This window comes from Blautia sp. OF09-25XD (assembly GCF_003482095.1).
Lineage (GTDB): Bacteria > Bacillota > Clostridia > Lachnospirales > Lachnospiraceae > Fusicatenibacter > Fusicatenibacter saccharivorans.
On the sequence record NZ_QUMG01000011.1, the window covers coordinates 95,359 to 110,043 of the forward strand.

Consider the following 14,685-nt stretch of genomic DNA (forward strand, 5'->3'; position numbering starts at 1 on the left):
GCCGTATGGAATAATAAAATCATACAAGGAAAAAGGGAGGTTTTACGAGATGATTACAAGACTAGAGGAGATTTCGGTAACGAAAGAAAGCTATCCGTTTGCCAGTGCGGAGCGTTACCTGAAGCTGTCGGAGCGCGGCTATGTGGAGAAGGAATATTATATGTATGGAACGGCAAATGTCTACGAGACAGCCGACGAGCGCGGCGGCGTCCGTGTGCGCACTGCGGATGCGCCGTATACAAACCGCATCATTGTCCGCGCACCGCAGGACACTGCAAAATGCAGCGGAAACGTTGTAGTGGAGATCATCAATCCAACGAGTTTTATGGAGATTGACCGCATGTGGATTCTCGGCTGGAAGAAATTTGTGCGGGACGGAGATATCTATGTGGGAATCACAAGCAAACCGAATACGATCGCTAAAATGGTAGAGTTTGATGAAAAGCGTTACGGCCGTCTTTCCTGGGCCAACCCGACGCCGGATGTGCCGTTCTCGGAGCGACTGCAGGTCACAGGCGGACTCGGCGATCTGAATCATGATTACGAAACGGGTCTTTTCTGGGACATGCTGACAGACCTGGCGTGGCTGCTGCGCGGCGATGAGGAGCAGAATCCGATTCGGGAATATAAGAGAGAATACGTCTATTTGACGGGCTGGTCACAGTCGGGTTCGTATCTGTTCCGCTATCTGAACAGCTTTGCGTATCGTCCGGAGGTGGCACGCGGTGCGTGTGTATTTGATGGCTACCTTTCCGGAGGAGGAGTCCATTCCCTTGGTATTCCGGTCAACCAGTATGAAACCATGGCTCCGTACCATTACAGTCTGACACGTGTGGAAAAGGCGCGCGAGCCGTTTATCGCTGTGCAGACGGAGAGTGAAAACGGAAGAATGGAAGCATGGCGCATTGCCCAGCAGGACAGCGATGATCCGGAGTTCCTGTTCCGCCAGTATGATGTGACGGGTGCAAGCCATGACACTTCCTATAGCTATGTGGACTACTATCAGAACGATCCGGATCTGGTGCGGATCAACCATCTGCCATTCTATATGGGAAAAAATGAGGAAGGAAACGACTATCCGTCCCAGATTCTTTTTGCGGCAGCATTTCGGAATCTCTTTACCTGGGTACGGACAGGCGCAGCTCCGGCGCACTGTGACCGGATTGCGATTGACAGCGACGGAGAAAACAAAAAGGATGCGTTCGGAAATACGATCGGTGGACTGCGTACCTGCCTCCTTGACTATCCAACCGGAAGATACAGCAATACCAGCGACATTGAAAAAGGCCAGAATTTCCTGGATCCGGAATCGGAAAAGGAAGGATTGTTCGGTTATCAGCAGGCGTTTTCGAAAGAAATGATAAAAGAGCTGTACGGAACATTGGCACATTACCGGGAAATGGCGGAGAAAAACACGAAAGAGCAGGTAACGAAAGGCTTTGTCTGCCGCGAGGATGCGGCGGAGCTGGTTGAGATTGCCGTGCAGCTTGCAAAGAAACGCGGACTGGAATAAAAAACAATAAACAGTTACAGTAAAATCAGATTCGAGGAGCGTGCCCGAAAAAAACCGGGCGCGCTCTGCGCAGATAAAGGAGAAAATAAAATGGGGATGAAAGCAGAACAGTGGCGACAAATTATTTTATCATTTGAGAGCAAGAAAACATACAACAATCCATTCCTCGATGTTTCCATCTGGAGTGTTTTTACGGGACCGTCGGGAAGAAGGATCAGAAGAGAAGCATACTGGGACGGCGGAAATACCTATCGGATTGCCTTTGCGCCGACCGAAACCGGAATGTGGAGTTATAGGTTGGAAGCACCGGAGGAGACGGGACTTTCCGGAGTGCAGGGAACGATCGAATGTATTCCATACGAAGGAAATCTTGCTATCTATCAGCACGGATTTCTGAAAGTGCATCCATCAGGAAGATATCTGACGTATGCAGACGGAACACCGTTTTTCTGGCTCGGCGATACGCACTGGGAATTTGCCTTTGGTGAGCGGTGGGACGAGTCGAACCATCCACAGATGACGAGCATGTTCCGCGGCATGGCGGACCGCAGGAAGGAACAGGGTTATAACGTTTATCAGACGAACCTTCGAAGCGACAGCTGGAAGGAGCACAAGAGCCGTTACTGGAAAACGGATGCCACAGATGATGTGCCAGATGTGGCATTTTACCAGAACGAACTCGACCGCCGCATGCAGTATCTCGCTGACCTCGGCTTTATCAACGCGCTCGGTTTTGCCTGGTCCGGCTCGATCGAGCAGGGCGTGGAGCACCAGAAACATCTGGCACGCTATATCATTGCCCGCTATGGTGCCCTTCCGGTTGTGTGGACGCTGTCAGGCGAAGTGGCAGGCTACTTCCCGGGAAAGCCGCGGGAAACAGCCATCAAAGGCTGGCGCGAGGTCGCAAAGTATGTGGAAAAAATGGACGGATATGGAACACTGCAGACCGCACATTATACGAATGAGCGTCCGTTTGCAGATTACTATTATGACGAATCGTGGTTTGATTTTGTGCTGAATCAGGCCGGACACGGCGATTTCCCGATCAATCCGTCCTGGTACCGTGCCTATCGGAAGGAACACGGAACAAAACCATTCATCGAAGGCGAGTCCCTGTATGAATACTGTTCCACACTGGAAGAAAACGGAACCCGGCTCTGCACCGATGCAATGCTGCGCCGCGTGGCATATATGGCAGTCCAGACCGGCGGCTGCGGCTATACGTACGGTGCGCAGGGAATCTGGGATAATATCTGGGAGGTAAGTGACATCAACCCGGATTTTAATGCATTCAACAAATTTGGCATCACCTGGCGAAAGCCATTGACGGCCCCGGAGGCGCACAGATGGGATATCTGAAACGTTTCTATGAAGAACATCATTTTGAGGAGATGGTGCCATATGAACCGGCAGAAATGGAAGAGAGTATCAGCCCGTTTGCCAATAAGCTTGCGGCTGCCACGATCAGCCGGGATAAAACGAGAGCACTGATTTATTACGGAGAGATGGATGGCATGAGTACACCGCTCGCGGGCCTTTGCGACGGAATCTATGCAATTTCCTGGTTTGATCCGAGAACGGGACAGACAGAAAAAGCAGAAATCCAGGTGGAAGTGCGTGGAAAGTCGTGCATTATGCCAAAGAAACCGGCGGCGGGAGATTGGGTGCTGATAGCAGAATGCATAGAAAAGACTGAAAAGTGATCATAAACTATACAAAATGCGGAAAGAAACCGCAGAAAAGTGCAAATTCATCGCAGGATTGTTCTTTTTTGGAGGTAAGAAAGCAGATATAATAAGATCATCAAATGAGTCACGGCCGAAACTCAGAAACGAAATAAAGCAGCAAGACAAAAAGATAAAAAGCGAGGACGAAAGAATGAAAAAGAAAGTAGCAGCGATTTTCATGGCATCCATTATGGCATGCTCCATGGCTGCATGCGGAAGCAGCGGCGGAAGTTCAGATTCCGGAAAGACAGATTCTAAGGATAAGAGTACCGCATCCAGTACAGCAGAGAACGGAAGCGGAGAAGTGGAAAAAATCATCGTAAGCTTCCCGACCTGGACGGGTGCTCCGGCAGACACGGAGAAAGTACAGGAAGCCATCAATGATATCACAAGAGATAAGATTGGCGTTGAAATTGAGCTTTCTATTACCGATTTCGGATCCTTTAATCAGAATACGACACTGGCGCTTTCCGCAAATGAGGAAATTGATGTACTTGCATGTGTAGGTTTCCCATATGCAACCGGAATTCAGCAGGGATATCTTTCCGATCTGGAAGAGAACGATCTTCTTGCAACGTATGGACCGGACATCGCAGAAGCAGTTGGACAGGATAACATTGATGCCTGCCGTGTGAACGGAGTTCTCTATGGCCTTCCAAGCAACCGGGACATTGCACAGGGACGTGGATGCGCAGCGATCGCAACCGAGTATCTCGATGGTATTGGCTACGAAGCAAACACAGACGATGAGATCGTAAAAATCGGTCTGGATGAATTAAACGATATTTATGCACAGCTGCATGAGAAATATCCGGACAAAGAGGTTTATCGTCCGACAACAGGTTCTATGTCGCAGTTCTCTAACGTAGACTCCCTTGGAGGAAATGTGTTCGGTGTTCTGCTTGACTATGGCCAGAACCTTGATGTTGTAAATCTCTTTGAGAGCGATTTCTACAAGGATTATTGTGCAAGACTGTATGACTACAATCAGAAAGGCTATATCAGTGCCGATGCATCGACCGATACAACAGCAGTCGGAGAGCTTGTAAAAGCCGGAACTCTGATGAGCTATACCACAGGCGGAAAGCCTGGCATCAAAGCGCAGGAGACTACACTGACCGGTCGCGATATGACCATCTTCCAGACACTGGATGACTATATCAGTTCCACATCTGTGGCTAGTATGCCTTGGACCATTCCGATCTCTGCACAGCATAAAGAAGCAGCCATGAAATTCCTGAATGAGTGCTACACAAATGCCGATATCGCAAACCTTCTGGCATGGGGCATCGAGGGAACACATTATAAAATTGGCGATGACGGACTTGCTACTTATGCAGACGGTGTAGATGCATCCAACTCCGGATGGAATCATTCCATGGGATGGATGATGCCGAACCAGTTCCTGACCCATGTATGGGAAGGAAATGATCCGGATCTGTGGACAGAGATGAAAGAGTTTAACACCAATGCAAAGGTTTCCAAAGCAAGCGGTTTCTCCTTTGACAGCACAAATGTGGCAAACGAGCTCACAGCAGTACAGAACGTATACAACGAGTATCAGACCAGCGTAGAGTACGGCTTTGTAGACCCGGAGACCGGAATTGCCGAAATGAATGATAAGATGATGACTGCAGGCCTCCAGAAGATTATCGACGAGAAAAAGGCACAGCTTGCAGCGTGGCAGGAAGCAAACAAATAAAGTTTAAGAATTTAGATCAAAAAATGACTGCGCCGTCCCAAAAACAGGACGGCGCAGGTTGTAAGAAGAGAAAAATCTGTCAAAACCGGAACGCTTTGGGACCGGCTGCGGATAAGAAAAAAGGAGAAGGAAAAACATGGCAAGAGTGAAAAGTCAGAAGAGCCAGAAAAGACGAAAAACATTTGTACGTTTTCTGCCGATCTATATTCTGATGCTGCCGGGTCTCATTTATCTGTTTATCAACAATTACATGCCTCTGCCGGGTCTTGTGATTGCATTCAAACAGTACAATGCCGGAAAAGGCATCTACGGAAGTCCATGGGTAGGACTGAAAAACTTTGAATATCTGTTTACGACAAGCGATGCCTTTGTTATTACACGAAATACCATTCTCTACAATGTGGCATTTATCGTAATCAACACAACACTGGCAATCGCAGTAGCTATTATCTTAAGTGAGCTGGAAGGAAAACGGAAAAAAGTTTACCAGAGCGCCATCCTTCTTCCGAACCTCCTCTCCACCGTTATCATCGGATATCTTGTTTTTGCATTCTTCAGTGTAGAAAACGGATTCATTAACAACACGATTTTAAAGGCGCTGGGAAAAGATCCGGTTTCCTGGTATTCGGAACCGAAATACTGGCCGTTTATCCTGGTTTTTGTCAGTGCATGGAAGTCGGTTGGCTACAACTGTATTGTGTATCTGGCAACACTGATGGGATTTGATAAATCCTTCTATGAGTCAGCCAAGATCGATGGTGCAACGAGATGGCAGCAGATCAAATATATTACCCTGCCGCTTCTGCGTCCGACCATTATCATGCTGACCATGATGGCAATCGGAAGAATTTTCTACTCTGACTTCGGTCTCTTTTACCAGGTGCCGATGAACCAGGGAGCTCTGTATTCCACAACAAACACAATTGATACCTACGTATATCGCGGACTGCTTCAGATGGGCAATGTTTCGATGTCTGCCGCAGCCGGTGTTTACCAGTCGATCGTAGGATTTATTCTGGTGCTTGGCGCCAACCTGCTGGTACGTAAAATTGACCGCGACAGCGCGCTGATCTAGGAGGAACGGTATGAAAACAAGAGAAGATAAAATTTATAGCTTTTTCGGCCATCTGATCATGACAATCCTGACACTGCTCGCGATCATTCCGATTCTGTTGATGTTCATTTCCTCATTGACTGACAATGCAACTCTGTTACAGAATGGATACTCTTTTCTGCCGGAAAAGTGGAGTACCTATGCTTATGAGTGGGTATTCACATCCAGCAGTTCCATGGTAATCAAAGCCTACGGAATGTCCTTTATCCTGACCGCAACCGGCGTTGTCTGCAGCCTTGCCCTGACAACCTGTCTGGCCTATGGTCTTTCGAAAAAAGGTCTGCCGGGACGCAATGTCCTGACCTTTCTGGTGTTCTTTACCATGCTGTTCAACGGAGGCCTTGTACCGACTTATATCAATTACACGACCGTATTCCATGTGAAAGATACGTTCTTCGGGCTGCTGGTTCCGTCTCTGATGATGAGCGCATTCAACGTTCTCCTGATGAAGAGCTACTTTGTCACCGGTGTGCCGGATGAAATTCTTGAGGCTGCCTATATTGACGGTGCAAACGAATTCCAGACTATGTGGAAGATCGCCATTCCGCTGTCCAAACCGATTATTACCACCGTTGCCATGTTCTCCGGTATCGCTTACTGGAATGACTGGAACAATGGTTATATCTATCTGACAAAGAGAACGGATCTCTACAGTATCCAGAACCTGCTGAACCGTCTGATGCAGAATATTCAGGCGCTGACGCAGAACGCCAACAACATGGCGCAGGCAGGCGAAGGCCTCTCCCAGATCCCATCCGGAACGGTTCGTATGGCGATGGCAGCACTTGGTATTCTGCCGATCATGATCATTTATCCGTTCATCCAGAAAAACTTTGTAAAAGGTATTACCCTTGGCGGCGTGAAGGGCTGATAAAAAAGTAAGTGAATCCAAAAAATCCGGCTTTCCGATATGCAAAAGGAAGGCCGGATTTTTTTAATTTCTAAACTGCCGTGGTGTCATGCCCGTCGATTTTTTAAACTGGCGGGAGAAGTACGAAATATTCTGGAAGCCGCAGGTGATGGCAATGTCGCGGATGCTCATTTCGCCCTTTGCGAGAAGCTCCTTGGAGCGAGCAATCCGGCGGTCGATGATGTAGTTGATGAGAGAACTTCCCGTGTCTTTTTTGAAGAGATGGGACAGATAATCGGCGTTCAGATACACCATGGCCGCAAGCGTATCGCGATCCAGCTCGTCGGAGAGGTGCGATTCGATATATGCCTTCACGGTGGCAACAGCCGTGTCCTGGGAAGCGGCTGCCTGACGGCTTTGTGTGAACAGCAGAAGACTGTTGGAAATCCATTCTCGTAAAGCACCAAACGAGGAGAAGGTCTGCTCCGGGGAAGCAACGGTAATCTGGCGGCGGAAGGCTTCGTCTTCGCTGCCCGGATGATCCATCTGGCGAAACAGCAGCTGCAGGAACTGATAGTAAAAGCCGGTCAGAAATTCCCGTGTAGCAGTGCCGGAGCTTTTCGTCTGATTTAAGAAAGCGAAAACCTCAATCTGAAGCTGTTCCGTTCTTCCGGATGTGAGAAGATCGGACCAGCGGTCAGATGGAATCGGCTGAAAAGGCGTCTGAACAGGAGCTTCGGTTTCAGCGGCAAGATCGAAAACGTGATTTTCGTAGGTGACGTTCTTTCCGGCGAAGGCTTTCATGGAAAGAAAAGCTTTTCGCAGGTCTTCCGGGAGACAGACCTTCTGATCAACGAAAAAGTTGATCGAGAACGGAAAGTGTGTCACAAAGTCGGTCAGGGCCTGACGGCATCGGCCAATCACGGCGTCCCGAGAGTGTGTGGAGGCCGGGAGAAGCAGAAGATAAAAACCATCAAGCACACGGATCGTCAGCGGCAGCTCGCCGGGTTCAAAAAAATATTCCCGGGCAATATTTTTTAAGGCAAATTCATACAGGGTACGGTTGTCGGTCGGAGAAAAGGAGTTCGTCTGTCCGGTCTGGATCAGAAGCGGACAGAAGGGCTGATGAATCAGTTCGACATTCAGACGGCGATAGCGGATTTCATCCATCACTTCGGAAGGAGCAGAGGAAATACTGCCATTTAGTAGGTCGAGGAAGAACTGCTCTGCAAGCGGGAGCTCACTTTCCTTCCAGTAATTGGCATGAAGGGTGTTGACGCGGTCCTTCTGCTGCTTTTCACATTGCGCACAGGCTTTGTCAAGGGCTTCCAGAAGGGCATGGTCATCCAGCGGCTTCAACAGATAGTCACTGCTGGAAAGCTTCATGGCGCGGGAAATATATTCAAATTTTGCATAGGCGGTCAGAAAAATACAGACCGTTTCGTAGTGTGCCTGACGGATCTGGTCCAGCAGTTCGAGGCCGGAACCGCCGGGCATCTCGATATCACAAATCATCAGGTCAATCGGATGCGCGGAAAAGATTTCCAATGCCTGCGTCATATTGTAGGCACAGAAAATCTCAAAAAAGTCCGGCCGCAGTGTGCGGATTTTGTTGGAAATGCTTTCAACGGTATAATATTCATCGTCTACGATTAACAGGTTCATGATAACCTCCCAAAATATATTTTTTTACCGTTCCGGTTATCCGTCGATGCGGAAAAAGGGAACGTAAGGAAAATCAATGGTAATCTGAGCGCCTGCGCCGGAACGGTTGCAGAAAGTAAAAGCCGCGTCGGGAAAAATCTGGCGGAGGCGGAGTACAACGTTTGTGATGCCGATGTGTTCCTGCTCGGAATTTACATAGGTATCAAGATTTTGCAGCACGGCAAGCATATTCTCCGAAAAACCGCGTCCGGTATCCCAGATACAGATATGAAGGCGGGTGCACTGATTTTTTTCTCTGGCGGTGACGTCGATATGTATGTCCAGAACTTTCCCCATAACGACCTCATATTTGACCGTGTTTTCCACAAAGTTCAGAAGCATCAGCGGCACAACCGTTGCATTGTGCAGCGATTCCTCGCAGGAAGGGAGCAGGCGCAGCGCGCCGGGATAGCGGATGGAGGAAAGCTCCACGTAGTTTTTTACAAGCTTCAGCTCTTCTAAAAGCGAAACGGTCTGACCGGAGGAAAGCGTATAGCGCAGATGCACACTCAGGTTCTGAAGCATCTGCCGTGCCAGGTCCGCGTGGTTATTTTCAGTCAGCTGATAAATGGTGTTCAGGCAGTTGATCATAAAATGCGGTGTGATCTGCTGCTTCAGGTAAAGCGCTTCCAGCTTCTGACGGGCGAGCTGTTTTTCGTAATTCGCGATTTTCAGATCATCGATCTCTTCGACCATATCGTTGAAAGCGGTCGTCATTTTCCGGAATTCGTCGAGCATAGCGTCATCCGGAATCCGCACCTTGAGATCACCGCCGCGGAGCTGTTCCAGCGCATGCGTCAGCATGTGAACCGGGTGAAGAACCCAGCGGTGCAGGGAAGCAGACAGGAGCAGCCAGATTACGAACAGACCGAGCGAAACAATAAAGGCAATGATATAAAAGTTTGTCTGATATTTGGTATATTCCGAATCCTTCAGAAGCAGGGTCAGCGACAGCGGTGTTTCCTTCAGTTCATGTGAAACCGCCATCCAGGAGGTTCCGTCGATTTCGTAGGAAGGATACCGTCGCCATTTCAAGCGGGGAGCCTCCAGGCGGACATCGTTTGACGGGGTGCGCAGAAGAAGAGAACCATCGGAAAAATACAGAAGGCTGTCCTGCGTTTTTGTATCGACCAGAGTGCCGAGGAGTGTATCCGTGGAAATGTACGCGCCGAGCAGATATCCGTTTAGGTTCAGGATACGGACAAGGTAATATTTCCCGTTGATTTCGTTGAGATTCCATACAGAGGACGGAGCCTCTGTATTGGCGATTCCGCGGATATAGTTCCAGAGGAGCGGTGGCGGGTTGCTGGTCTGGTCGTAGAGAACGAGGGCATCTGTGGCTTCCTGATAACAGAAAAAGCCGTCTACGGTATAGTTCGGTGCTGCGTTTTCAAAGCTTTTTTTGATTCGGTTTAATGTGGTATACCAGCTGGTTGTCTGTGGTTCCGCTGCGCGGAGCGAAAGGAGATCGGTATCATTCAAAGCAAAAACATAGAGATAGGTTTCGGGGCGGGAAAGGTTTTCATCCAGGCTTTTCTGGTACAGAACCAGTGTATTTTCCGAGTTCTCATGGATCCGCTCCAGCATCAGACCGAAAGCGGCTGTGTTGTTGTACACGACAAGCGCGCAAAAAAAGACGACCATGACTGCAAGCAGAACAAAAATACGAAAACCAAGTGAGTGTATGGAAATTTTGGAAAACCGTTTTTTCAAAGAAACATCTCCTCTCCGATACATGTTAGATACATGCTGAATTTTGAGCCAGATAAGAAGAAAAGGCCGGAACTGTTCAGCAAAAGATCCGGCAGACTCTATGGGAAAGTTTACAATAAAAGTGAAAAAACGTCAATAAATACAAGGAAAAAAGAAACGGATACCGGCAAAAGTAATAAAAAAATAACTGAATTATTGTTTAAAAATTAAATTTAAAAAGATTGACTATTCAAAATGTATTTAGTAAAATTAAATTATCACAATACGAAGCGATACTTATTTCAGAAAGGTGGAACGTATGTTACAGTCTTATACCGAACATGTAAAACGATATGGAATCGCAGAGCTGGTTTTCCAGGGACCGTCCGAGGGAAATCCATTTGCGGAGCAGTGGGTGAAAGGAACGATGGCAGGTCAGGCAGAGGAAAAGCATGCCGAGGGCTTTTATGACGGAAACGGCGTATACAAGCTTCGCTTTATGCCATCCGGCGAAGGAACGTATGAGATCACCGCAGCAACAAGCTGGGGCGATGAGGCGAAAGTGACGGTGGAGGTCGGTGCAGCTGATGAAGGCTGTCACGGTCCGGTCCGTGTGGCAAACACCTATCATTTTGCTTACGATGACGGAAAGGAATACTACCCGTGCGGTACGACCTGTTATGTGTGGGAGCTGCAGAGTAAGGAGACACAGGAGAAAACGTATGAGAGTCTTGCGTCCTCTCCGTTTAACAAGATCCGTTTCTGTGTTTTTCCGAAACACTATGTCTACAATTTAAAAGAGCCGGCACAGTATCCGTTTGAAATTCGTGAAAATTCTCCATGGTCTCCGTCTGATTTTGAGACAGAAAAGCTGGAAAAAGCGCCGCGCAATATGTTCGGCGGCATTGATGCCATGATTGAAAACCCGGATGAAGTATGGGATTATACTCGTCCGAATCCTTCTTATTTTGAACATATTGAAAACACGATCGCACGCCTTGGCACCATGGGAATCCAGGCAGATCTGATTTTGTTCCATCCGTACGACCGCTGGGGCTATTCCCGCATGAATCTGGAACAGCAGAACTTTTATTTAAGATACGTTGTCAACCGTTTCAGCGCATACCACAATGTATGGTGGGCTATGGCAAATGAATTTGACCTGTTCCGCTGGAAACCGGTATCCGAGTGGGAGTCCAATGCAGAAACCGTCTGCCGTCAGGATCCGTACCGCCATCTGCGCTCCATTCACAACTGTATGACCATGTACGATCATTCCAGGGGATGGATCACGCACTGCAGTCTGCAGAGAATCGATCTGTACCGTACCGCAGAAAATGTGGAAATCTGGCGCCCGCAGTATGGAAAACCGTGCGTACTCGATGAGATTGCATATGAAGGAAATCTTCCGTTCGGCTGGGGAAATATCAGCGGCGAGGAGATGACACGCCGGTTCTGGGAGGCATATACCAGAGGTGGATATGGCCAGCACGGCGAGACGTATGAAAATGAAAACGGTGTGATCTGGTGGTCACACGGCGGAGAGCTGAGGGGCGGCAGCCCGGCGCGTATTCAGTTCCTGCTGGACATTATGGAAGAAAACGGAGGCTATATGGAGCCGCTTCCGGCATTCTTTGATGAGACTTGCTGCACGAACGGCGCAAGCCATCCGAGAAAAGACTGTATCATGTACTATTTCGGAGCCAACCGCCCATGCCGTCGCCCGTTCCACATGCCGGAAGGCCAGGAGTTTGATGTGGAAGTCATCGACACCTGGAACATGACCATCACCCCGGCAGGCCGCCACAGCGGAGAATTTACGATCGACATGCCGTCAAGACCGTATATGGCTGTGCGACTGGTGAAAGTGAAATAAAAATGTGGGAGAGGAATCTTGAAATTCGGTTCTGCATATGATATAGTATATGTAGCTGATAAGAGAAATAAGTGACATGTGTTCACAAAGCGAACCCCCAGCAGCGGCAACTGCTGGGGGTTCTTCCCTATTTTACGGAAGGGCATCCGCCTGGGCTAATTGTCACCATGTTTTCCGTCTAGCCACTTGCAGATATAGTAGCTGATTACACCTGCTACAACGGAAACGATAAGAGAAATAAGTATAGACATGCGCTCACCCCCTTCCTGTTGCCAGTTTGGGAGGCGACAACAACGTAAGTATAACATGGTATAGGAAGAAACGGTTTGAAAAAATAGAACGCATATTTTGATGAAGTTGCACAAATATGAAAAAAGTTTATTTTGATCTTGACAACTCGCCTCACATATGCTATCATACCACCTGTATCACGCCGAAGACAGCAGGTGCCGCAAGGCGTAAGTTTCAAACGCCTGCCGAGGAGAAGTTACACAAGGTTCATGTTATGGAATTTTGAGATCTCTTCGCCAATCTTCGCGAAGAGCTTTTTTTATACTTCCAAAGCGTAGGTACGAAATACTACAAGGAGGTGCAATCATGGCAATCAATGCAAAAATCGATCTGAAGAAGCCGGTCCTGGAAGAGATCAGCGCACAGGTAGAAGGCGCACAGTGCGTGCTGCTGGTAAACTACAGCGGATTAACCGTTGCTCAGGATACTCAGCTGCGTAAAGAGTTAAGAGAAGCAGGCGTTCATTACAAAGTATACAAAAATACAATGATGAAACGTGCATTCGCTGGTACTGCTTTCGAGTCTCTTACCAAAGACCTGGATGGCACAAACGCTATCGCAATCAGCAAGGACGATGCAACAGCTCCGGCAAGAATCATCGCTAAATTTGCAAAAACCGCTCCGAAGCTGGAGATGGTTTCTGGTGTTGTAGAAGGAAACTACTACGACAAAGCTGGAATGGAAGCACTGGCAAACGTTCCGTCAAGAGAAGAACTTCTTGGCAAACTGCTTGGAAGCATCCAGTCCCCGATCGCAAACCTGGCTCGCGTCCTCAACCAGATCGCAGAGTCCAAAGGTGGCGCAGCAGAGGCCTAAGCCTCAAGCGGGCAGCGTGAAATACGCAGCCTGAGAACATTATTCAGAAAATATCCAAGGAGGAAAATAAAATGGCAAAGTTAACAACCGCAGAGTTTATTGACGCTATCAAAGAGTTATCTGTATTAGAGTTAAACGATCTTGTAAAAGCATGTGAGGAAGAGTTCGGCGTATCCGCAGCAGCAGGCGTTGTAGTTGCAGCAGCAGCAGGCGATGCAGCAGCAGCTGAGGAGAAAGACGAGTTCGACGTAGAGCTGACAGAGGTTGGCCCGAACAAAGTTAAAGTTATCAAAGTTGTACGTGAAGCTACAGGACTTGGCCTGAAAGAAGCTAAAGAAGTAGTTGACGGTGCTCCGAAAGTCCTCAAAGAGGGTGCTTCCAAAGCAGAAGCTGAAGAGCTCAAAACTAAACTTGAGGCTGAAGGCGCTAAAGTTACTCTTAAATAATTTAAGCGTAAATCAGAATCTATGGACGCACGGCGGGATTTCCTGCCGTGCGTTTTTTTGAAAACTGCGCGTCGCATTCTCGTTACTTCAGTGATGAGTTAGACGCGCAAAATTTTTACCAAAAAGAGGAACAAATGTTTGATATATTCCTATGCATATGGTATACTATTTTTATGAAGAAAGATATGTTTACAATTAATAAAAATGGTCTTTCCTATGGTAGAGGATATGTGTACTCTCTGCAGTATCATCTGGTCTGGTGTACAAAGTACAGAAAAAAGGTTTTAAAAGACGGAATTGATGTGGAATGCAAAGAAATGCTGGAAAGTCTTGCACAGGAATATAAATTTCAAATCCTGGCCATGGAGGTTAGGCCGGATCATATTCATCTGCTTGTAGATTGCCGACCACAGTTTTATATTTCAGACATGATCAAAATCATGAAGGGGAATCTTGCGCGCCAGATGTTCCTTTTGCATCCAGAGCTAAAGAAAGAGTTGTGGGGAGGGCATTTGTGGAATCCGTCTTATTGTGCAGTAACGGTCAGTGACCGAAGCCGTGAACAGGTACTTGCTTACATAGAAGGTCAGAAGGAAAAATCCAGTTAAAACCAGAAAGGGGAAGAACGATGAAAATCATATCCAGTTATGGTGTAGAATTACGAAAACAGAATATTCCGATCCGCCAGACACTGGAGATTTACCGTTCTGCTGTCCGCTATCTGGTCGAAGTGTATGAATCTGTATGGGAAGAACTGGTCAAAATTGAAGAAAGTAAGAAACGTTTCAATGCAGCGGAACATCTGGTGCATACAACGAAACGGAATCCGGCCCGGTTTGATTTTGATTTCTGCTTTCCCAAGATGCCATCCTATTTCAGACGGGCGGCAGTCCAGCATGCGCTTGGGAGTGTATCTTCTTATCGGACGCGTCTGGAACAGTGGAAAGCAGAGGG

Annotated in this window: 12 protein-coding genes, 1 pseudogene and 1 other annotated feature; of the genes and pseudogenes, 11 read left to right on the plus strand and 2 right to left on the minus strand. The window is 47.9% G+C overall.

The window, feature by feature from the left end:
* Window positions 1-49: 49 nt before the first annotated feature.
* The 6 genes from DXA93_RS10550 to DXA93_RS10570 all read left to right on the plus strand — a co-directional run bounded on the left by DXA93_RS10550 (window position 50) and on the right by DXA93_RS10570 (window position 6,927).
* Window positions 50-1,513, plus strand: coding sequence for an alpha/beta hydrolase domain-containing protein (locus DXA93_RS10550; protein ID WP_118719678.1), 1,464 nt, complete (start codon window positions 50-52; stop codon window positions 1,511-1,513).
* A gap of 90 nt (window positions 1,514-1,603) precedes the next feature.
* Window positions 1,604-2,872 (plus strand): apiosidase-like domain-containing protein, encoded by a 1,269-nt coding sequence (locus tag DXA93_RS10555; RefSeq protein ID WP_243109207.1) that lies wholly within the window; start codon window positions 1,604-1,606, stop codon window positions 2,870-2,872.
* Entirely contained in the window at window positions 2,860-3,216 is a 357-nt protein-coding gene (locus DXA93_RS18540; RefSeq protein WP_243109208.1) for a putative collagen-binding domain-containing protein, read from the plus strand. The genes DXA93_RS10555 and DXA93_RS18540 overlap by 13 nt, the downstream gene beginning before the upstream one ends.
* Before the next feature lie 175 nt (window positions 3,217-3,391).
* Window positions 3,392-4,942, plus strand: a complete 1,551-nt coding sequence (locus DXA93_RS10560; RefSeq protein WP_158579758.1) for an ABC transporter substrate-binding protein — start codon at window positions 3,392-3,394, stop codon at window positions 4,940-4,942.
* A 136-nt stretch (window positions 4,943-5,078) separates the two neighbouring features.
* Window positions 5,079-6,017 carry an ABC transporter permease gene (locus DXA93_RS10565; RefSeq protein WP_055266921.1) on the plus strand — a complete coding sequence of 313 codons (939 nt, stop codon included), beginning with the start codon at window positions 5,079-5,081 and terminating at the stop codon, window positions 6,015-6,017.
* 10 nt (window positions 6,018-6,027) lie between these two features.
* Complete coding sequence (locus DXA93_RS10570) at window positions 6,028-6,927, plus strand: carbohydrate ABC transporter permease (protein WP_055266923.1); 900 nt, start codon at window positions 6,028-6,030, stop codon at window positions 6,925-6,927.
* A 63-nt stretch (window positions 6,928-6,990) separates the two neighbouring features.
* Here DXA93_RS10570 and DXA93_RS10575 read toward each other — a convergent pair whose 3' ends face one another.
* Entirely contained in the window at window positions 6,991-8,571 is a 1,581-nt protein-coding gene (locus tag DXA93_RS10575; RefSeq protein ID WP_118719670.1) for a response regulator transcription factor, read from the minus strand.
* A gap of 36 nt (window positions 8,572-8,607) precedes the next feature.
* Window positions 8,608-10,323: a sensor histidine kinase gene (locus DXA93_RS10580; RefSeq protein WP_158583293.1), complete on the minus strand. Its 1,716-nt coding sequence runs from the start codon at window positions 10,321-10,323 to the stop codon at window positions 8,608-8,610.
* Window positions 10,324-10,621: 298 nt separating this feature from the next.
* Between DXA93_RS10580 and DXA93_RS10585 the strand changes: the two genes are divergently transcribed.
* The 5 genes and pseudogenes from DXA93_RS10585 to DXA93_RS10605 all read left to right on the plus strand — a co-directional run.
* Window positions 10,622-12,178 (plus strand): DUF5605 domain-containing protein, encoded by a 1,557-nt coding sequence (locus tag DXA93_RS10585; RefSeq protein ID WP_117761440.1) that lies wholly within the window; start codon window positions 10,622-10,624, stop codon window positions 12,176-12,178.
* A gap of 415 nt (window positions 12,179-12,593) precedes the next feature.
* Window positions 12,594-12,738 (plus strand) — a sequence feature (ribosomal protein L10 leader region).
* Between the two features lie 37 nt (window positions 12,739-12,775).
* Window positions 12,776-13,285 carry a 50S ribosomal protein L10 gene (gene rplJ / locus DXA93_RS10590; RefSeq protein ID WP_055227784.1) on the plus strand — a complete coding sequence of 170 codons (510 nt, stop codon included), beginning with the start codon at window positions 12,776-12,778 and terminating at the stop codon, window positions 13,283-13,285.
* 71 nt (window positions 13,286-13,356) lie between these two features.
* Entirely contained in the window at window positions 13,357-13,731 is a 375-nt protein-coding gene (gene rplL, locus DXA93_RS10595) for a 50S ribosomal protein L7/L12 (protein WP_022462823.1), read from the plus strand.
* A gap of 173 nt (window positions 13,732-13,904) precedes the next feature.
* Window positions 13,905-14,339, plus strand: coding sequence for an IS200/IS605 family transposase (tnpA, locus tag DXA93_RS10600; RefSeq protein ID WP_119208284.1), 435 nt, complete (start codon window positions 13,905-13,907; stop codon window positions 14,337-14,339).
* Between the two features lie 20 nt (window positions 14,340-14,359).
* Window positions 14,360-14,685 (plus strand): annotated as a pseudogene (locus DXA93_RS10605) (IS200/IS605 family accessory protein TnpB-related protein); the annotation flags it as partial.